Here is a 17,319-nt window from a genome sequence, read left to right as displayed (position 1 = left end):
ATCTCACCCGACCGAGAGGAACACCCGCTACCGTTTTCCTCGCGAGGGCCACAGCTGAGAACATGACAGACGTCCTCGTCCCCGGGGGCCGCGACGTGCGCGCCTCCCTCGACCGTGCGAGCGACGGTGCGCGAGCCGACGCCTGCGTCGTCGCGTGCCCGCCCCACCCCCAGCACCGCGGCCACCGCGGCGACGAACGCCTCCGCGCCGTCTCGGAGGTGCTCACCGCCGGCGGCGTCTACTGCCTCCGGTTCGACTACGGCGACTGGGACGAGGGGTACGGCGAGCGCGCCGACGCGCGCAACGCCGTCGCGTGGGCTCGCGAGCGGTACGACCGCGTCGGCCTGTTCGGCTTCAGTTTCGGCGGGTGCGTGGCGCTGCTGGTGGGGAGCGAGGGCGACGTGGACGCCGTCTCCGCGCTCGCGCCGACCGCGCGACTCGCGTCGGATCTGGACGCCGTCGCGGCGATGGCCGACATCGACTGTCCCGCGCAGGTGGTGTACGCGACGCGCGACGACACCGCCGACTGGAAGCCGGTGGTCGAGCGCGCGGAGGAGTTGGGGTTCGAGACGGTGGAGTTCTCGGCAGACCACTTCTTCGTCGGGCAGGCGGGGAAGGTGGGCGACGCGGTGGGGGAGTGGTTACTCGGTGTGCTGTGAGGCGGTGGCGTCGTACGCAGTTTCAGTGTAGCCGACGACGACGTTGACGGCGACCGCTATGACGCCGGTCGCACCGACGAACACCCAGAAGGCGACGCTGGCGGCGACGCCGACGTTCCCGCTGGCGGCGTACAGCGTCGCGCCCGCGGCCCCCGCGAGACCAACCGGCGCGAGAAACGGGAGGTCGCGCCACGAGCCGCCGGCGTTGCGATACTCGACCGCCGCCGCCCAGACGTTCCCGACGGTGAACTGGAAGATGACGAGCCCGAACAGTCCCTCGATTGTGAACAGGACGAGTTCCGGTACCCCGACGCCGGCCGGGAACGGTGCGTTTCGGGCTGCCGAGAGTCCCGCCCCGGCGACGAACACCGCGAGCATCAGCAGATGCCACGGCCTGAATCGATCTGCGAGGCGTTCTTGGAGGGCCACATCGGGGCCACTCGGGCGGATGTCAAAAAGTCGTCGTCAGTTGTACTCCCGCCAACGGTAGCCGCACTCCTTACATTTGAAGAAGCGCGTCGGCGGTTCGTCGGCGGCGCCGGTCTGTTTGATCGTGTACCACGCGACGGTGTGGCCGCAGTCGTCGCAGACGACGTCCTCGGAGGTGGGCTTCCCCTCGAAGTTCGCACCCTCCTCCGTCTCGATGACGTCGTCGTCGCTTTGCTCCTCCGTCGAGACGAACTGGGCGGCGCGCTCCTCGTCGCGGTCGGCGGTCGCGCCGCAGGAGGCGCACACCATCACCCCGTCTTCGGTGCGCATCATCGAGCCACAGTCGTCACAGAACTGCATGGTCGGACTACGGCGGCGCGCCCGGTATGGCTTACGCGTCGTCGCCGGTGGGTTCGTCGGCGGCCACCGCCGCCGTGAAGTCCGGACTCCCGTCGGCGGTCGCCATCGGACAGCCCCGCACGCGGAAGTGGTCGGCGTCGACGACCTCCGCGATGTCGGTCCCCTCGTGTTCGCACGCGACCACCGGCGGCGCCGAAAGGAACGGACACCGCTGGCAGTACTCGCGCTTGTCGACGACGTGTTCGGGGCGGTCGTCCGCGGGCGACGACACCGCCTCGGCGGCGGTCGGGTCCGGGTCCGGCGCGCCGGCGTCGTCGGTCGCGAGCGACGCCCAGAGGTCGTCCTCGTCGACGTCGCCGACCTCGACCGACTCGAACGGCTCCGGGTCAGTCGCCGCCTCGCGTCGCTCGCGACGCTCCGCGACGGTGCGCGCGAGGTCGCCGAACGGCGCGTCGGCGCGGTCGTCCGCGTCGGGATCGGGGTTGGGGGCGGGGCCGGGGGCGGAGTCTGCGGGATCGATATCGTCAGCTCCGTCGGCGTCGGCGAAGGGGTTCTCGACCGACGGCGCCCCGTCCGAGTCGGTACGAGCCGACTCGGCGGGTGACTCCTCGGCGGGCGACTCCTCCGGGGTCGACTCCGCACGGTCGTCGTCGCTCATACGTCCTCGAACACGTCTTCGGGGGCAGTCTCCTCGACCGTCTCACCCTCCAGCGCGGGGCGACTCCCGACGGCGAGCGTTGCGGAGCCGAAGAACCCCGACTTCGGCTCGACGGCGTCGAACGGCTCGCCGCAGTGGGGGCACTCGGGCACCGACAACAGTCCCAGGTGTACCTTCGAGGCGCAGGCGCCGCAGGCCGCGGTGGCGACGCCGAGCCGGTTGGCCTCGGCTTGCAACTCGGCGGCGGCGCGGCGGCGCTCCTCGCGGGCTTCGACCCGCGAGACACGCGTCCGCAGGTCCGCGAGGACGGTCGCGACGGTCGACAGCTTCGCGTCGTGGTCGTCGGCGGTGTCGGTGAGGTACTCCAGCACCTCCTCGTAGTTGGCGAAGCCGGCCTCGAACGTCTCCCGCAGGTCCGCGAAGTCCGCGCGCAGCGCTTCGACCTCGTCGGCGACCTCGGCGAGCGACTCTACGCGCTCGCGGAGGTCGGCGTGCTCGTGGTCGGCCGCGGCCTTGGCGTCCGTCTCCCGCTTCACCTGGATGACGCGCGAGCGGACGTCGTCGATCTTCTCGTCCAACTCGGCGTCCAGCGCCGCGACGCGCTCGTCGAGGTCGGCGAGTCGCTGTGCGGCGTCCTCGGAGTCGGCGTCGGCGTCGGCGCCGGTGTCGGCGGCGACGGCTCCGGGGTCGGGGAGGTCGTCGTCGTGTTCGTCGAGCAGGCGCGCCAGCGTGACCGCTCGCGCGAGCACCTCGTCGGGCGAGCGCCCCGTCTCTTCGGCGCGAGAGTCGACCCACTCGCGGAGCGCCCCCGGCAGCCCCTCGACCTGCTCTCCGGCCATCTACCGATGGCTAACCAGCCGGCGGGTAAATACTACCGGCCCGGTTATCGACACCGGTAGCGAGGCGGCGGTGTGACGGCAGTCGGTCGCGGCGGCGCCACCGGTCACCGGATCTTCCGCACGTCGCTGATGTCGAGGCCGCCGTCGTGGATCTCCGTCTCGAAGCGGACGATGTTCTCCGCCTCCAACTGCGAGAGCACGCCCCGGAACTCCCGGACGACCATCGTCCGGGCGCGCTTGGAGCCGCCCGTCTCCCAGTTGAACTGGAGAGTGCCACCACTGCCGTCCATGAGTTGGCCGAACTGGCGGTCGTCGAGGGTGTCGGTGTTCACGAGCGCGAGTAGTAGGCCACCCCACGAGTGGACGGCCTTCGCGAGGCCGCGCACGAGCATCGCCACGTCGCTCCACTCGATTTCGCCTCCCGAGGCGCCCACGAGGTCCGTGATCGAGTCGATCACCACGAGGTTGCCCGCGGCGTTGGCGGTGAGGTACTCGCCCAGCGCCGAGAGCACGCCGTCGCGGTTGCCCGCGTTCCCGAGGTCGCGGATCGTACTCGTCGTCCCCATGTACCACTCGCGGGGGATCGACGACAGCTGGAAGTACTCCGGCGAGAGGTCGGCCACCCTGATCCCGTCGATCGCGGCGTCGACGATCTCGTCGGCCATCGTGTAGCGCAGTTCCCGCTCGATGTAGTCGCGATCAGTGGTAAACGAGAGGTAGTGCACCTCCGGCGGCACCGTCGCCTCGTCGGCGGGCTCGCCGTAGTAGAGGTCGAACAGGTCGTCGTCGGTCCGCGCGAGGGCGTTCATCGCGGCGCTGGTGTAGGCGAACGCGCGGGCGCCGGCGCCGGACTCGCCCGCCACGAGCACGACGCTACCCTCCGGGGCGCCGCCGCCGAGCACCGTGTCGAGTTGGGCGACGCCGAACGGGATCCGGTCCATGGACGTTCCTGCTCGTGGCCGTGCTTAGGTGTTCGGGGTCGATCGATGGAAGCCGGGTCGGGGTCGGCGAGAGCCCTACCGGTGTGGTCTGTCGCGCCAGCCGATCGGTCACAGGCACCGTCACATGACAGCCTCCCCCTCCCCAACCGACTCACTCGTCACTCGCGATGCTCGTTCCTCGCTCGCCCCTCGCGCGCGTCCGGCGGGCACAGCGGCCCGCCGGCACGCGCCACCGCGTTCGTGGCTCAGTCTTCGACGGGTCGGATCGCCGCACCCTCGTTGCGCGGTTCGACCACCCGCACGTCGCCATCGACACCAGTCTCTACGAGTGCGCGCTCGCCGGCGTCGCGGGCGGCGTCGGCGCGCGCGGCGTCGGTGACGCCGTAGACGGTCGGGCCCCACGAGGACTGGCCGGCGCCGTACACCGCCGGGTCCTCGTCGAGCGCGGCCACCACGTCGCCGACGGGGGGCCGGTAGACGCCGCCCTGCTCGTCGGCGAACCACGCGCCGTTGAGCCGCCCCACCTCCGCGACGGCCTCGCCGAAGCGCTCGGCGGCACCCTCGGCCACGGCCGGAAGGAGGCGCCGCTGGACGACGCCCGCCACGCGGTCGGCGACCGCCGGGTCGGCGTCCTCCACCGTCCGCCGGATCGAGGTGTCCTCGTCGTCGCCCGAGCGGCCCGGGCCGACGTCGGGCACGACGAGCAGGAACCGCCAGTCGTCGGGAACCGCGTGGTGGGCCGCGACCGCGGGCACCGTCCAATCCCCGTCGGCCGGCCGGTCGGTGGTGAACCGGCCCGTCGGGTGACCCGCGTCGAGTGCGAACCCGCCCGTCTCGAACGCCGCGACGCCGACGCCCGAGCGCCCGCCGCGGCCCAGTTCGGGGGCGTACGCCCGAACCGCGGGGTCGTGGCCGTACGCCTCGGCGACGCCCGCGAGCGTCGCGAGCGCGAGTTGCGTCCCGCTCCCCAGGCCCATGTGCCGCGGCAGTTCCTCGTGGACCGTCACTCGCGCGCCCGGGACGCCGAACAGGTCGGTCGCGCGTGCCGCGTAGCGTTCGACGGCGTCGTGCTCGCTGGCGACCGTCTCAGCCGGCGCGACCGTGATCCGGACCCGCGGCTCGGCGAGCGCGACGCCGGCGGCACCGTACAGGCGCTCGTGGGCCAGCGAGAGGTTGCCGAAGCCGAAGTGGAGCCGCGCGCCGGACTCGACCGTGACGGCGCGGGGGGCGGACGCGGCGTGGTCGGACGGGTCGGCGTCGGTCGGCATCGTGTCTCTGCTCGTGGGTGGTGGGAGACGGGGGAGTCGGTTTCGACAGCGGACGATACTGACGGGGGTTGGGCGACGCGCTACAGCGAGTCCCCGACCCGTTCGCCGACCTCGACGCCGTTCCACAGCGCGCGGTGGACGCGCCCCTCGCCGGCGACCCAGTCGCCCGCGAGGTACAGTCCCGCGTCGGCGGCCGGGTCGACCGCATCGGCGTCGGGGTCGAGCGATGTGTCGGGGAGCGCGTAGCGCCACCCCTGGTCGTCGACCCAGTCGGGGTCCGTCAGGCGGTCGTCGCCCACGAGGTCGGCCACGCGACCCGCGACGGCGTCTGCGGCCTCCTCTAGCGGGTCGTCGTAGTGTTCGGTCGACCACTCGGGCCCCATCTGGACGATCAGCAGGCTCTCGCCGTCGGGGACGTGCCCGTCTTTGCACTCCTCGCGCGCGACCCAGCCGACGTCGTGCTCCTTGTCGACGTCGACGGCGGCGTACCACGGGCGGTCGACTGCAAAGTCGTAGTGGAGGACGAGCGTGCGAATCGTCCGGAACTCGGTCGCCGCGACCGCCTCGTGCAGTTCGTCGAGCGCGCCGTCGTCGTCGACCCACTCGGTCGCCGCGAGGAGGTCCGCCGTCTGTGGTGCCGGCGGGGTCAAGAGGAGCGCGTCGAACGGGCCGTGCTCGTCGCCGTCGGTGTCGGTGACCGTCCAAGTTTCGCCCTCGTCGTCACGGGCGAGGGAGGCCGCCCGCGTCGTCTTGCGCACCTCGGCGTCGGTCTCGGCGAGCAGTCGCTTGGCGAGTTGGGTGATCCCCGCGGTCCAGGTGAACTTGTGACTCTCCTGTCGGTTGCTCGGTTCGATCTGACCGTCGACGCCGAACGTCCACACCGGCTCCTCGACGTCGACGAGGCCCTCCTCGCCCAACTCGTGCAGCAGGTCGAGCGTGCGGTCGTCGGCGTCTTTCACGTAGTTGGCGCCGTGGTCGTACCGACAGTCGTTCCGCCGGCGCGTGGCCGCTCGCCCGCCGACGCCGCGGGACTTCTCCAGCAGCGTCATGTCGTGGGCCGTCTCCCGGAGCGCGTACGCCGCGCCGGCGCCCGCGACGCCGGCGCCGACGATACCGATGTGTGCCATCGTCCGTGTCACGGGCGGCGGCGCCGTATCGCTTGTGGGCGGCACAGCGGGGCGGGGGCGTGTGAAACCCTTATCCCCGATGCGGCGTCAGTACGGGCAATGGTGTACGACGCGATCGTGTTCGACAACGACGGGGTCCTCGTGGGGCGTACGAGCTACGACGTCCTCCACGAGGCCGCGTGGGACGCCTTCGACGCGCTCTCGGTGGCAGACCCGGACCCCGACCACGTCGAGTCGATGGTCGTCGGCGTCTCTCCGCGACAGGTCGAAGAGGTGTGTGACACCTACGACCTCACGCCGCGGGAGTTCTGGGCGATGCGCGACCGCACGGCGTTCGAGGCTCAGCGCCGCGAGGTCCACGCGGGCAACAAGCGCCTGTACGACGACATCGACGTGCTCCGGGACCTCTCGACGCCGATGGGTATCGTCTCCTCGAACCAACACGAGACTGTCGAGTTCCTGCTCGACCACTTCGGCGTCGCGGACCTGTTCGACACCGCCTACGGGCGCGAGCCGACCATCGAGAGCCTCGAACTGAAGAAGCCCAACAGCCACTACATCGACCGCGCGCTCGCCGACCTCGACGCCGACACGGCGCTGTTCGTCGGCGACAACGAGTCGGACATCGAGGCCGCGGACAACGCCGGCATCGACTCGGCGTTCATCCGCCGCCCCCACCGCGAGGACTGGGACCTGTCGGTCACGCCCACCTACGACATCGACGGACTCACCGACCTACAGGCGATCTGTTACTGAGGGCCCGCCCGACCACGGTCCCGCGCCGTCACCGCGTCGTGGACGCGTCGTGGACGCGCCACTCCCACACCGTCGCCGGGCCGGTCCCGGAGCGATTCGGGGTAGTATCCGTCGTCATCGCACCCACAGAACTATCCGAGGGGGGTGTGTCGAAGCCGCAAGTGCCCGTACTCGTGTCGTTCACGCTGCCGACGGAGTCGTTCGCGTTCGACGCCGCCGCCACCCGCGACCCGGAGCTTCGGGTGACGCTCGACCAGGTCGTGCCGGTGGACGACACCCCGCTGCCGTTCTTCTGGGTCGAGTCGACCGACGACGGGTTCGAGGCCGCCGCCGAGCGCGACCCGGCCATCGCCGCCATCGACTGTCTGGAGTCGGTCGACGGCCGTCGACTCTACCGCGCCGAGTGGACCGACGACCAGTGTCTGCTGGCGACGATCATCGAGTCACGGGCGGCGCTGTTGGACGCGACGCTCGAAGGCGGCGTCTGGCGGTTCGGCCTCCGGTTCGACGGTCCGGGAGCCACCGCGCCGTTCCAGCGGCAGTGCCACGAGCGGGGTATCCCAATCGACGTGACGCGCGTCGTCTCCGTCGCGGAGGACGCCAGTTCCAACGAGGGCGACGACTTCGGCCTCACGGCGGTCCAGCGCGAGACGTTGGTCACCGCACAGGACGCGGGCTACTTCAAGCGTCCTCGCGGCGCCACCCTGTCGGACCTCAGCGACCGACTCGGCGTCTCCGAGCAGGCCGTCTCGCGACGGATCGGTCGCGGCCTCGACGCGCTCGTGGAGACGACCCTCGTTCGCGGGTGAGTGTCGGATAAACGGGTTGTCGTGTCAACGCCAACCGACACACGCCCGCCGCGTGAGCGAGCAGACAGACCGACGGCCGGAGGGGGACTGCACGTCGTCGGTCGACCCGGCATCACCCCCCGCGGCGCCGGCACCAGCGGCGCCGTGGGGACCCCGCCCCGCCCGACCATCACCACTCCACCGGTCGTCCGGGGCCCACCCCAACTACAGCACGTCCCCCCCTCCGCGTCTGGTTCGTTCGTGACCCACTCGACGAGCGCCGCGACCGACCCCGCGGACCGCCGCGAGGTCGGGTGCGACCGCCCGCCGGCACCGACCGCCACCGACCACCGGGGGCCGACCGCCGACCATTTGACTGCGACCCTCGAACCCACGGTATGACACTCGACCTCCCGTCCGTCGGACTCGGGACGATGGGCCTCGACGGCGACGACGGCGCCCGCGCGGTCGCGACCGCGCTCGACCTCGGCTATCGCCACCTCGACACCGCGCAGGTGTACGGCAACGAGGCGACCGTCGGCGCCGGCCTCGCCCGGAGCGGCGTCGACCGCGCGGCTGTGACGGTCGCGACCAAGACGTGGATCGACCGCCTCGCACCCGTCGACGTCCGCCCGTCGACGGAGGCGAGTCTGGAGGCGCTCGGCCTGCGGACGGTCGACCTCCTGTACGTCCACCGCCCGAAGGGCGGCTACGACCCCGCCGGCACCCTCGCCGAGTACGACGCCCTCGTCGACGACGGCCTCGTCCGGCACGTGGGCGTCTCGAACTTCGAGCGAGCGGAACTCGACGAAGCCATCGACCTGCTGGACGCTCCCCTGGCGGCCCACCAGACGGAGTTCCACCCGCTGTTCCGTCGTCCGGAACTGCGGGCGCACGCCGTCGACCACGGCTACACGCTGGTCGCGTACTCCCCGCTGGCGGGCGGGCGCGTCCGCGACCTCGACCCCGTGTGCGCGGTCGCCGAGAAACACGACACCACGCCGGAGGCCGTGAGCATCGCGTGGGTCACCGGGAAGGAGGGGGTCGTCACCATCCCGAAGGCGTCGAGCGAGGCGCACCTGCGGGCGAACCTCGCGGCGGCCGACCTCGACCTCGACGACGAGGACGTGGCCCGCATCGACGCCATCGACCGCGAGCAGGAACTGTTCCCGGAGTAACGCGAGGCGGTGTGGCGTCGACGCCGGCGACCGTGACGCCTCGCGGGTCGCTCCGCTCCCCGCTCGGGCCGGGGCCTCGCTTCGCTCGGCCCCACACACGACAGGCGTGGGTTCATGCGTCTGCGGCGCCCACGATAGGGTATGAGTGACTCCGCCGAGCAGACGCCCGAGGACCTCCCCGAGACCGACGAGGAGTGGCGCGAACGACTGACGGACGAGGAGTACCGCATCCTCCGCGAACAGGGGACGGAGGCGCGCTTCTCCGGCGAACACGTGGACCGGAACGACGACGGCCTGTACAAGTGTGCGGGCTGTGGCACCGTCATCTTCGAGTCGGAGACGAAGTACGACTCCGGGTGTGGGTGGCCCAGTTTCTACGCCGCCGACGAGTCGAAGGTGCGCCTGCTGGACGACCACAGCCACGGGATGACCCGCGTCGAGGTGCGGTGCAACACCTGCGACGGCCACCTCGGCCACGTGTTCCAGGACGGCCCCGAACCGACGGGCGAGCGCTTCTGCATCAACTCCGTCGCCATCGACTTCGAACCCGAGGAGTAGTCGCCCCACCCACGGATCCACCCTCACCGCCGCGCTTTTCTCGCGACCCACCGACGCGTCGGTATGACCGCCAGCGACGCCGACGCGCCGACGCTGCTGTTCTGTCACACCGTCGGTCCCGACCGCGGCGCCGACCTCCGCGACCGCCTGCTCGACCGCGGCCTCCCCGCCGACCGCGTCGTCGCCGCCGCGACGCCCGCCGAGACAGACGAACACGTCGCCGACGCCGACGGCCTCGTCCTCGGGCGACTCCCGGACGGTCTGCTCGACCGCGCCGACTCCCTCCGGTGGGTGCAGGCGCTGTCCTCGGGCACCGACTACCTCCCGCTCGACGACCTCCGCGAGCGCGGCGTCGCGCTCACGAACGCGGCGGGTGTCCACGCCGAACCCATCGGCGAGCAGGTGCTCGGCTACCTGCTGAGTTTCGAGCGGAACCTCCACGCGCTCGGGCGCCAGCAGGCCGAGCACCGGTGGGAGCGCCGCGAGGGCGGCGAGTTGCGTGGGAAGACGGTCGGCGTCGTCGGCGTCGGCGCCATCGGCACCCGTGTCGCCGAGTTGGCGACTGCCTTCGGGATGGACGTGTGGGGCGTGAAGCGTGACCTCGACACGATGCCCGCCGTCGTCGACGAGGCGCGCACGCCGGACGCCCTCCACGAGGTGTGTCTCGCCGCCGACTACCTCGTGCTCGCGTGCCCGCTCACCGACGAGACCGAGGGCCTGATCGGCGGCGACGAGTTGCGCCTGCTGGGCGGCGACGGCGTGCTCGTCAACGTCGCCCGCGGCGAGGTGTGCGACCAGAAGGCGCTCGTCGGCGCACTCCGCTCGCACCTGATCCGCGGCGCCGCCCTCGACGTGTTCGAGGAAGAGCCGCTGCCGCAGGACTCGCGGCTGTGGGACCTGTCGAACACGATCATCACGCCGCACGTGGCCGGGAACACGCCACACAAGCCCGAGCGGTGGGCCGACATCCTCGCGGAGAACTACCGGGCGCTGGCCGACGGAGACGACACCGAACTGCGAAACCGCGTGCTGTGAGCGGTGACGTGGGCGCGGGTCGGGGTCCCGGTGTCAGTGGGTCAATACGAGCAGTCGTTCGTCGGTGCGGGCGAGACAGACCGGGCCGTTCGGCGCGGAGTCGAACGTCACCGTCTCGTCGTCGCTGACGAACAGCCGGTCGAACTCGGCGCCGCAGGCGGGGCACCCGAGTCCCTCGCGGTTCGCCAGCGACATCGACCCGGCGTCCTGCCGGAGCAGTTTCAGTTTGCGACGGTAGTCGTGCACGTCGAAGCCGTCCGAGAGGTCGATCCGCGACATACCCGGACGCCGTCGCTTGGGGGGAAGTAGCTTCGGTCCCGGCTGTCAGCGGTGAGAGCCGGGCCGCGGCGAGAACTGCGGCGCGCTGGTCGAGCGGGTGCGCTTACGTCAGGCGGGCGAACGCGAGGTTGCCCGAGATGTTGTGGACGTACGCCTGGACCGTCTGGCCCTCCTGGGCGCCGGAGACGAACACGGTGAACTTGCCCTTCTCGGCGACGCCGTCGCCCTTGCGACCGGTGCCGGTGATCTCCAGTTCGTACGTCTTGCCCTCCTCGATGGCGGGGCCCTGCGAGTGCTGGGAGGCGGCCGACGAGCGCTTCTGGACCGGGCGGAACGCACCACACGCCTGACAGCGGAGCATCCGGACGCCGTCCTCGGTCTTGAGCACGGTGTCGGGGAGGCCACACTCCGAGCAGGTGACGAACTCGGCGACGTACTCGTCGATGGCGCCGTCGAAGTCGGCGATGGAGAACGACCCGTTGTAGCGGGCGACGCCGTCCTCGTACTGGCCGTTCGTCCCGAGTTGGCGCTGGATTGCGCTGTGGAGGTGCTCTGGGTCACGGGAGAGTGCGTCGGCGATGTTCGAGAGGTTCGTCAGGCGCGTGAACGCCCCGTCGGTCTGCCCCTCGGGGTCGGGCACCTGCAGGCGGTCGCCGGCGTCGGCGGGTGTCTCGGGTAACTCGTCGTAGGCTCGGTCGAGCGCGTCGGCGTAGTTCATAGGCGGTGGAGGGGAGTTTCACGTATAGGGCTTCCGAGAGAGTCAGTACCGTGATTCGCCGAGATCGGCCGACAGCGCGACGACGGCAGTTCGGCGGTCGGTAACCGCCGGGACACCCGCCGTCCCAACCGCATGAACGGACGCACCGCCCTCGCCGGTCGGATGTCGCCATCGGGTGGCCAGTCGGTGCCGGTTGGACCGTACGATGGATCGATGCCGACAAAACGGTATTCAGGTAGGCGCGGGTTTCGCCGAGTATGTCCGAACTACCGCGAGGGGCGGACCGGCACGGGCCGGCCGTCGACCCCGGGCCGCGTCCGCGGACGCGGGGTGAGCGGTGATGTCGGTCGAGTCCGAGCCCTCCACCCAGTCCGGAACCGCATCGTACGAGGAGACCATCAAGGCCGTCACGCTGCCCGACGCCGTGCTCGACGCCGTCGAGGCGTACGAGTCGGTCGGCGGCGAACGCGACCGCTTCCTGTGGAAGTGGATCTACGGCCTGTTCCCGGCGTTCACCCTGTCGTCTGTCCCAGACGAGCACATGGAGACCGCCCGGACGACGAAGACTCTGTTCACGGTGTTCATCACGCTGCTCGACGACGTCGCCGAGCGCGACGGCGACGCCGAGACGTTCGAGCGAGTCCGGGCCGCGGTTCGACACGCCGACGGGAGCGGTCGGCGGCCGACGGTCGGCGACGACGGCGAACGTGACGGCGACGACGCCGTCGTCGAGTTCGCCACCGAGTTGTGGACGGATATTCGACGCCGACTCGCGACGGCGCCGCGGTACGAGGAGTTCGAAGACGTGTTCCGGTACGACCTCCGCCAGTCGCTCAACGCGATGGAGTACTCGCGGGTGCTCAACGACCACCTGGCGATGGCGAACCTCGGCGGGGCGACCCACTACGACTCCCACAACATGGTGATGTTCCCGTACGCGGACGTCGACGTGATGCACTCGCCCGACTTCGACGCCGGGGAGTTCGGCGTGGTCCGAGAGCTGATCTGGGACCTCCAGCGGATGGCCCGCATCGGGAACTGGCTCACGACGTGGGAGCGCGAGGTGTACGAGGGCGACTACACCGCGGGCGTCGTCGTGTACGCGCTCCGCAACGGTATCGTCACGCGCGAGGAGTTGGCGGCGGCCTGCGCGGACGGCGACTCCACCGCGGTCGACCGGATCAAGGCCCGCAACGTCGAGGAGGTGTTCCTCGCCGAGTGGCACCACCTCCGTCGGAAGGTCGACGAGCGGGGACTGGCGGCCGACAGTGTCGACCTCGACGCCTTCATCGAGGGGATGGAGACCGTCATGGACCACCACCTCGCGAGCGAGGGGTACAAGTGAGCGGCCACCACGGCGTCGCCCGGTAAGCGCGTCCTACGCGGGGGACGCTCCGCACGGACGCCTCACGTGACCCGTCCGCTCGTCACGGCGACCCGAACCGGGAACCACCCGAGCGCCGATCCGAGTGACGGCCATGCGCGACGGTCGCACTCCGGAGACACCCGGGTCGTATCCGGGGAGTACCTCGGACGTATCCTTTTCAGACCGCTGGAACAACCCTCGGCGATGCGAGAGAGCGACCCGGCCACCCGTCCGGCGGCCGGCGGGGGGACAGACGGTGAGATCGACGACGAGTTCTTCCGGTGTGCGGTCGACGCGCTCACGGAGGGTGTGCTCGCGGCCGACGCGTCGGGGACGGTCGTGTACGCGAACGCGGCGCTCGCACGCGCGCTCGACCGGCCGATCGAGGCAATCGTGGGGCGCCCGCTGTCGACGGCGGTTCCAGCGGGACCGATCGGCGACGGCCCCGCCGAGCGACTCGCCGACGCCGGGCCGGTGGCCCTCGACGACGCCGTGTTCGACGTGCCCGCGCCGGGCACGGACGACGACCGGCGCTGGCTGTCGGCCTCGTTCTCGGCGACCGAGGTCGACGGCGCCGCGGTCGCCGTCGGAATCGTCAGGGACGCCACCGAGCGAGAGGCGGAGTTGGCGCGCTACAAGCGGATCATCGAGACCGTCGACGACGGCATCTACATCCTCGACCAGAACTTCACGGTCACGGACATCAACGAGGAAATCGTCTCGATGACCGGCTACGGGCGCGAGGAACTGGTCGGCGAGCACGCGTCGCTGTTGGCCGGCGAGGACCTGCTCACGCAGGCAGCGGCCGCGAGCATCGAGATGCTCAACAGCGACAGGGAGGCGGCGACGATCACCTCCGAGATCGTCGCGAAGGACGGCACGACGCTCCCGATAGAGACGCGGTTCTCGCTGTACCCGTTCGGCGACGACAGCTACGGCCAACTCGGCGTGGTGCGCGACATCTCCGACCGCAAGCAGTCCGAGCGGACGCTCCGTGCGCTCCACGACTCGACCCGGGGACTGCTCGCCGTCGAGTCTCGTCCCGACGTGACGCGACTGATCGTCGACACCGCCGTCGACGTGCTCGACGTGGCCGGCGCCGCTATCTACCTCGTCGACCCGGAGGCGACCGCCCTGTGCCCGAGCGCCGTCGCCGGCGACGAAGGGGGGTTCGACGAGTCGATCCAGCCGCTGGAGCCAGACGGCACTCTCCCCTGGCGCGTGTTCGTCGAGAACGAACCCGCGGTCGTCGGCGTCGGCGACGACGACCGGGCGTCGGGACTCCCGATCGACTGTGGGCTGTGCGTCCCGCTCGGCGACCACGGCGTGTTCGCCGTGGCCGTCGACGACCTGACCGTCATCGACGACGACACCGAGACGCTCGTGGGACTGCTGGCCGCGAGTGCCGAGGAGGCGCTGGCGCGACTCGACCGCGAGCGAGAGGTGCACAGACGGGACGACCGACTCGAACGGCAGAACCGCCGTCTCCGCCGGCTCGACGAACTCAACACGATGATCCGCGAGATCGACCAGACGCTCGTGGAGGCGGGGTCGATCGACGACATCGGCGACGCCGTCTGCGACCGCGTCGTCGCCTCCGATCGGTTCGCGTTCGCCTGGTTCGGCGAGCCCGACCCCGCCGCAGACGGGGGGATCGAACCTCGGTCCTGGGCGGGCGACGACCCCCGCTACCTCGACGACGTCGACCGCTCGACGGTGGACGCGTGCGAGCCTGGGGCGGTCGCGGCGAAGACTGGCGAGTCGGTCGTCGTCGCAGACGTCGCGGCGGGGCTCGACGGCGAACCGTGGCGGAAGGCGGCACTCGCCCGCGGCTTCCGGTCGGCGATCGCGGTGCCGCTCGTCCACGACGGCATCGGCTACGGCGTGCTCGCGGTGTACGCGACCAGCCCCGGGACGTTCGACGAGTTGACGGCGGTGTTCGCGGAGTTGGGCGAGACGATCGCGAACGCGATGAACGCCGCAGAGACCAGACGCGCCCTGCTGACGGACACGCAGACGGTCCTCGGGTTCCGGGTCGACGCCGCAGACGACGTGCTCGGCTGGTTCGCCCGCGAGGCGAGTGGCGCCATCGAGGTCGAGGGCGTCGTCCCGCAGGCCGAGGACGCCGTTCGCGTGTTCTTCGTCGCGACCGACGTGGACCCCGGTGCCCTGCGCGACGCCGCAGAGGGGTCGGTCGTCGTCGAGTCGCTCGACGTTGTCGCCCAGCGCGACGACAGCTGTCTGGTCGAGGCGGTCGTCGTCGGACCGACGGTGCTGAGCGCGGTCGTCGACCGCGGCGCCGTGGTTCGGTCCGTCGAGGCGACGACCGACGAGGTGCGCTTCGAGGTGGCGGTCCCCGACGGCGCGGACGTCCGGCGGTTCATGTCGACCGTCCGGTCGCGGTTCCCCGAGGCCGAACTCGTCTCGAAGACGGCCAGCGAGCGACCCGCGCGGACCTCCGCGGAGTTCCGCAACGAGGTCGAGCGCCGCCTGACCGACCGGCAGTTGGAGGTGCTGCGCGTCGCCTACCTGCGAGGGTTCTACGAGTGGCCCCGCGAGAGCACCGGACAGGAGGTCGCGGACGCCCTCGGCGTCTCTCAGCCGACCGTCAACCGCCACCTCCGCGCCTGCGAGCGCAAACTCCTCACGCTCCTCCTCGACGAGGAGCGGACGGGCGGGGGGGTACACACATAGCCCCCCGTCGAAGGAGTCGATATACACGTAGCTAGACGCTCCATGGTGGGGGCCGCTGTACGGGGAAGTGAACCAATGTCAGTGAAGCAGGTGAGCCAGCGTACGACCGTTGTTCGAACCGCGGAAGACGACATCTGCCTGGCCGTCATCTCGGCGGTCGCGGAGGCTCGGGGCGTCCGACCGACGGAACTCGACGCTCCCCTGTACGACGCGGTCGACCCCGACGCGCTCCAGCGGCTGTTCCCGTGCGACGGTCAGGAGTCCGGCGCCGACGTCAGCGTGCAGTTCACGTGGGCGGGGTGTTCCGTCAGCGTGTACGGGCCGGGCCACGTCTCCGTCGACAGCGAGTCGACGCGCTGAGCCCCATGTGAACGGGCGCCACAGGCGTCCTGCGGTAGAAACGCGTTTCAGTGGTGGCGCCACAGCGTGCGTAATGAGCTACAAGGTCGGTCTCGTCGGCAAGCCGTCCGTCGGGAAATCGAGCTTCTTCAACGCGGCGACGATGAACGACGTGCCCGAGGGCGCGTACCCGTTCACGACCATCGACCCGAGCGTCGGCGAGGCGTACGTCGGCGTCGACTGTCCCGCGCCCGAGTTCGACGAGACGTGCGAGCCGAACCACGGCTTCTGCCGCGAGGACACCCGGTTCGTCCCCGTGAAACTCGTCGACGTCGCCGGGCTGATCCCCGGCGCCCACGAGGGGAAGGGGCTGGGCAACCAGTTCCTCTCGGACCTCAACGAGGCGGACGTGCTCGTCCACGTCGTCGACTTCTCGGGCACGACCGACATCGAGGGCGAACCCACCGAGGGGCACGACCCCCGCGAGGACATCGACTTCCTCGAAGAGGAACTCGACCAGTGGTACCTCGACATCCTCGAGAAGGGCATCGAGAAGTTCGAGTCGATGTACCAAGGCCCCAACCCCGGCGACGAGATTGGCGTCGAGGAGGTGCTCGCCGAGCAGATGTCGGCGTTCCGCACCAACAAAGACGAGATCAAACAGACCGTCCTCGCGCTGGATCTGGAACTCGACCCGGAGACGTGGGACGCCGACGACCGCTTCGACCTCGCACGAGAGATCCGCAAGCGCACCAAGCCGATGGTGATCGCGGCGAACAAGATGGACACGCCGACCGCGCGTGACAACTACGAGGCGATCACGACCGATCCGGAGTACGAGCACCTCACGATCGTCCCCGCGAGCGCCCACGCCGAAGGGTCGCTGAAGAAGGCCGACGAGGCGGGCGTCGTCGACTACACGCAGGGCGACGACGACTTCGACATCGTCGGCGACGTGAGCGACGAACAAGAGCAGGGCTTGGAGGTCATCCGGGAGTTCGTCACCGAGTACGGCGGCACCGGCGTCCAGGAGGTCATCGAGGCGGCGCTGTTCGAGGAACTCGACGCGAAGGCCGTGTTCCCCGGGAGCGCCAACGGGAGTTGGAGCAAGGGGCCGTTCCGCGACTGCTTCGTCCTCCCCGGCTACGCGACCGCCGAGGACTTCGCGTACACGCTCCACTCCGACATCGGCGACGGCTTCCTCCACGGCATCGACTGCCGCAGCGGTCGCCAGGTCGGCGCCGACACCGTGCTCGACCACCGCGACGTCGTCGAGATCGTCACGACCGGGTGAACAGTCGACACGGATCGATCGTGTCCAAATCCC

19 protein-coding genes are annotated in these 17,319 nt (G+C 70.7%); 10 read left to right on the top strand and 9 right to left on the bottom strand.

Annotated elements, in window-relative coordinates; genetic code table 11:
* The first annotated feature begins 62 nt into the window (after positions 1 to 62).
* Entirely contained in the window at positions 63 to 659 is a 597-nt protein-coding gene (locus tag P0R32_RS04365; RefSeq protein ID WP_276238734.1) for a dienelactone hydrolase family protein, read from the top strand.
* Here the strand turns inward: P0R32_RS04365 and P0R32_RS04360 are convergent.
* The 7 genes from P0R32_RS04360 to P0R32_RS04330 form a co-directional block, all read right to left on the bottom strand.
* Positions 642 to 1,088: a hypothetical protein gene (locus P0R32_RS04360; RefSeq protein ID WP_276238733.1), complete on the bottom strand. Its 447-nt coding sequence runs from the start codon at positions 1,086 to 1,088 to the stop codon at positions 642 to 644. The genes P0R32_RS04365 and P0R32_RS04360 overlap by 18 nt on opposite strands.
* 36 nt (positions 1,089 to 1,124) lie before the next feature.
* The gene (locus tag P0R32_RS04355; protein ID WP_276238732.1) at positions 1,125 to 1,448 is read right to left on the bottom strand and encodes a transcription factor S; all 324 of its coding nucleotides are present in this window, start codon (positions 1,446 to 1,448) and stop codon (positions 1,125 to 1,127) included.
* Positions 1,449 to 1,479: 31 nt separating this feature from the next.
* The gene (locus tag P0R32_RS04350; RefSeq protein ID WP_276238731.1) at positions 1,480 to 2,106 is read right to left on the bottom strand and encodes a DUF8135 domain-containing protein; all 627 of its coding nucleotides are present in this window, start codon (positions 2,104 to 2,106) and stop codon (positions 1,480 to 1,482) included.
* Entirely contained in the window at positions 2,103 to 2,945 is an 843-nt protein-coding gene (locus P0R32_RS04345; protein ID WP_276238730.1) for a CopG family transcriptional regulator, read from the bottom strand. Before P0R32_RS04345 ends, P0R32_RS04350 begins: the two co-directional genes overlap by 4 nt.
* Positions 2,946 to 3,049: 104 nt before the next feature.
* Positions 3,050 to 3,886 (bottom strand): RAD55 family ATPase, encoded by an 837-nt coding sequence (locus P0R32_RS04340; protein WP_276238729.1) that lies wholly within the window; start codon positions 3,884 to 3,886, stop codon positions 3,050 to 3,052.
* 245 nt (positions 3,887 to 4,131) lie between these two features.
* Positions 4,132 to 5,154, bottom strand: coding sequence for a beta-ribofuranosylaminobenzene 5'-phosphate synthase family protein (locus tag P0R32_RS04335; RefSeq protein WP_276238728.1), 1,023 nt, complete (start codon positions 5,152 to 5,154; stop codon positions 4,132 to 4,134).
* 80 nt (positions 5,155 to 5,234) lie between these two features.
* The gene (locus P0R32_RS04330; protein WP_276238727.1) at positions 5,235 to 6,281 is read right to left on the bottom strand and encodes an NAD(P)/FAD-dependent oxidoreductase; all 1,047 of its coding nucleotides are present in this window, start codon (positions 6,279 to 6,281) and stop codon (positions 5,235 to 5,237) included.
* Positions 6,282 to 6,380: 99 nt separating this feature from the next.
* Between P0R32_RS04330 and P0R32_RS04325 the strand changes: the two genes are divergently transcribed.
* From P0R32_RS04325 to P0R32_RS04305, 5 genes are all read left to right on the top strand, one after another.
* Positions 6,381 to 7,037 carry an HAD family hydrolase gene (locus tag P0R32_RS04325; RefSeq protein WP_276238726.1) on the top strand — a complete coding sequence of 219 codons (657 nt, stop codon included), beginning with the start codon at positions 6,381 to 6,383 and terminating at the stop codon, positions 7,035 to 7,037.
* A 146-nt stretch (positions 7,038 to 7,183) separates the two neighbouring features.
* Positions 7,184 to 7,846, top strand: a complete 663-nt coding sequence (locus tag P0R32_RS04320; protein ID WP_276238725.1) for a bacterio-opsin activator domain-containing protein — start codon at positions 7,184 to 7,186, stop codon at positions 7,844 to 7,846.
* A 377-nt stretch (positions 7,847 to 8,223) separates the two neighbouring features.
* Positions 8,224 to 9,003, top strand: a complete 780-nt coding sequence (locus P0R32_RS04315) for an aldo/keto reductase (protein ID WP_276238724.1) — start codon at positions 8,224 to 8,226, stop codon at positions 9,001 to 9,003.
* A gap of 141 nt (positions 9,004 to 9,144) precedes the next feature.
* A complete protein-coding gene (gene msrB, locus P0R32_RS04310; RefSeq protein ID WP_276238723.1) occupies positions 9,145 to 9,561 on the top strand; it encodes a peptide-methionine (R)-S-oxide reductase MsrB in 417 nt (138 codons plus the stop codon).
* Between the two features lie 63 nt (positions 9,562 to 9,624).
* Positions 9,625 to 10,596 carry a D-2-hydroxyacid dehydrogenase gene (locus tag P0R32_RS04305; RefSeq protein ID WP_276238722.1) on the top strand — a complete coding sequence of 324 codons (972 nt, stop codon included), beginning with the start codon at positions 9,625 to 9,627 and terminating at the stop codon, positions 10,594 to 10,596.
* Between the two features lie 33 nt (positions 10,597 to 10,629).
* On the opposite strand, the gene P0R32_RS04300 is transcribed toward P0R32_RS04305, so the two are convergent.
* Positions 10,630 to 10,875 carry a DUF7385 family protein gene (locus P0R32_RS04300; protein WP_276238721.1) on the bottom strand — a complete coding sequence of 82 codons (246 nt, stop codon included), beginning with the start codon at positions 10,873 to 10,875 and terminating at the stop codon, positions 10,630 to 10,632.
* Positions 10,876 to 10,978: 103 nt separating this feature from the next.
* Positions 10,979 to 11,593 carry a translation initiation factor IF-2 subunit beta gene (locus P0R32_RS04295; protein ID WP_276238720.1) on the bottom strand — a complete coding sequence of 205 codons (615 nt, stop codon included), beginning with the start codon at positions 11,591 to 11,593 and terminating at the stop codon, positions 10,979 to 10,981.
* 340 nt (positions 11,594 to 11,933) lie between these two features.
* Between P0R32_RS04295 and P0R32_RS04290 the strand changes: the two genes are divergently transcribed.
* From P0R32_RS04290 to P0R32_RS04275, 4 genes are all read left to right on the top strand, one after another.
* Positions 11,934 to 12,938 (top strand): terpene synthase family protein, encoded by a 1,005-nt coding sequence (locus P0R32_RS04290; protein WP_276238719.1) that lies wholly within the window; start codon positions 11,934 to 11,936, stop codon positions 12,936 to 12,938.
* A 225-nt stretch (positions 12,939 to 13,163) separates the two neighbouring features.
* Complete coding sequence (locus tag P0R32_RS04285) at positions 13,164 to 15,653, top strand: bacterio-opsin activator domain-containing protein (RefSeq protein WP_276238718.1); 2,490 nt, start codon at positions 13,164 to 13,166, stop codon at positions 15,651 to 15,653.
* A gap of 75 nt (positions 15,654 to 15,728) precedes the next feature.
* Positions 15,729 to 16,013: a HalOD1 output domain-containing protein gene (locus tag P0R32_RS04280; RefSeq protein WP_276238717.1), complete on the top strand. Its 285-nt coding sequence runs from the start codon at positions 15,729 to 15,731 to the stop codon at positions 16,011 to 16,013.
* A 73-nt stretch (positions 16,014 to 16,086) separates the two neighbouring features.
* Positions 16,087 to 17,286: a redox-regulated ATPase YchF gene (locus P0R32_RS04275; protein ID WP_276238716.1), complete on the top strand. Its 1,200-nt coding sequence runs from the start codon at positions 16,087 to 16,089 to the stop codon at positions 17,284 to 17,286.
* Positions 17,287 to 17,319 lie beyond the last annotated feature (33 nt).

The organism is Halobaculum marinum (genome assembly GCF_029338555.1).
In the GTDB taxonomy this organism is placed as follows: Archaea; Halobacteriota; Halobacteria; order Halobacteriales; family Haloferacaceae; genus Halobaculum; species Halobaculum marinum.
This window is presented reverse-complemented; position numbering and strand designations above follow the sequence as displayed.

Excerpts from the sequence above, each read along its gene's own strand:
- P0R32_RS04350 (WP_276238731.1), bottom strand. The coding sequence starts at position 2,106 with ATGAGCGACGACGACCGTGCGGAGTCGACCCCGGAGGAGTCGCCCGCC.
- P0R32_RS04340 (WP_276238729.1), bottom strand. The coding sequence starts at position 3,886 with ATGGACCGGATCCCGTTCGGCGTCGCCCAACTCGACACGGTGCTCGGC.
- msrB (WP_276238723.1), top strand. The coding sequence starts at position 9,145 with ATGAGTGACTCCGCCGAGCAGACGCCCGAGGACCTCCCCGAGACCGAC.
- P0R32_RS04325 (WP_276238726.1), top strand. The coding sequence starts at position 6,381 with ATGGTGTACGACGCGATCGTGTTCGACAACGACGGGGTCCTCGTGGGG.
- P0R32_RS04330 (WP_276238727.1), bottom strand. The coding sequence starts at position 6,281 with ATGGCACACATCGGTATCGTCGGCGCCGGCGTCGCGGGCGCCGGCGCG.
- P0R32_RS04285 (WP_276238718.1), top strand. The coding sequence starts at position 13,164 with ATGCGAGAGAGCGACCCGGCCACCCGTCCGGCGGCCGGCGGGGGGACA.
- P0R32_RS04365 (WP_276238734.1), top strand. The coding sequence starts at position 63 with ATGACAGACGTCCTCGTCCCCGGGGGCCGCGACGTGCGCGCCTCCCTC.
- P0R32_RS04290 (WP_276238719.1), top strand. The coding sequence starts at position 11,934 with ATGTCGGTCGAGTCCGAGCCCTCCACCCAGTCCGGAACCGCATCGTAC.
- P0R32_RS04275 (WP_276238716.1), top strand. The coding sequence starts at position 16,087 with ATGAGCTACAAGGTCGGTCTCGTCGGCAAGCCGTCCGTCGGGAAATCG.
- P0R32_RS04305 (WP_276238722.1), top strand. The coding sequence starts at position 9,625 with ATGACCGCCAGCGACGCCGACGCGCCGACGCTGCTGTTCTGTCACACC.
- P0R32_RS04315 (WP_276238724.1), top strand. The coding sequence starts at position 8,224 with ATGACACTCGACCTCCCGTCCGTCGGACTCGGGACGATGGGCCTCGAC.
- P0R32_RS04280 (WP_276238717.1), top strand. The coding sequence starts at position 15,729 with ATGTCAGTGAAGCAGGTGAGCCAGCGTACGACCGTTGTTCGAACCGCG.
- P0R32_RS04355 (WP_276238732.1), bottom strand. The coding sequence starts at position 1,448 with ATGCAGTTCTGTGACGACTGTGGCTCGATGATGCGCACCGAAGACGGG.
- P0R32_RS04295 (WP_276238720.1), bottom strand. The coding sequence starts at position 11,593 with ATGAACTACGCCGACGCGCTCGACCGAGCCTACGACGAGTTACCCGAG.
- P0R32_RS04335 (WP_276238728.1), bottom strand. The coding sequence starts at position 5,154 with ATGCCGACCGACGCCGACCCGTCCGACCACGCCGCGTCCGCCCCCCGC.
- P0R32_RS04300 (WP_276238721.1), bottom strand. The coding sequence starts at position 10,875 with ATGTCGCGGATCGACCTCTCGGACGGCTTCGACGTGCACGACTACCGT.
- P0R32_RS04345 (WP_276238730.1), bottom strand. The coding sequence starts at position 2,945 with ATGGCCGGAGAGCAGGTCGAGGGGCTGCCGGGGGCGCTCCGCGAGTGG.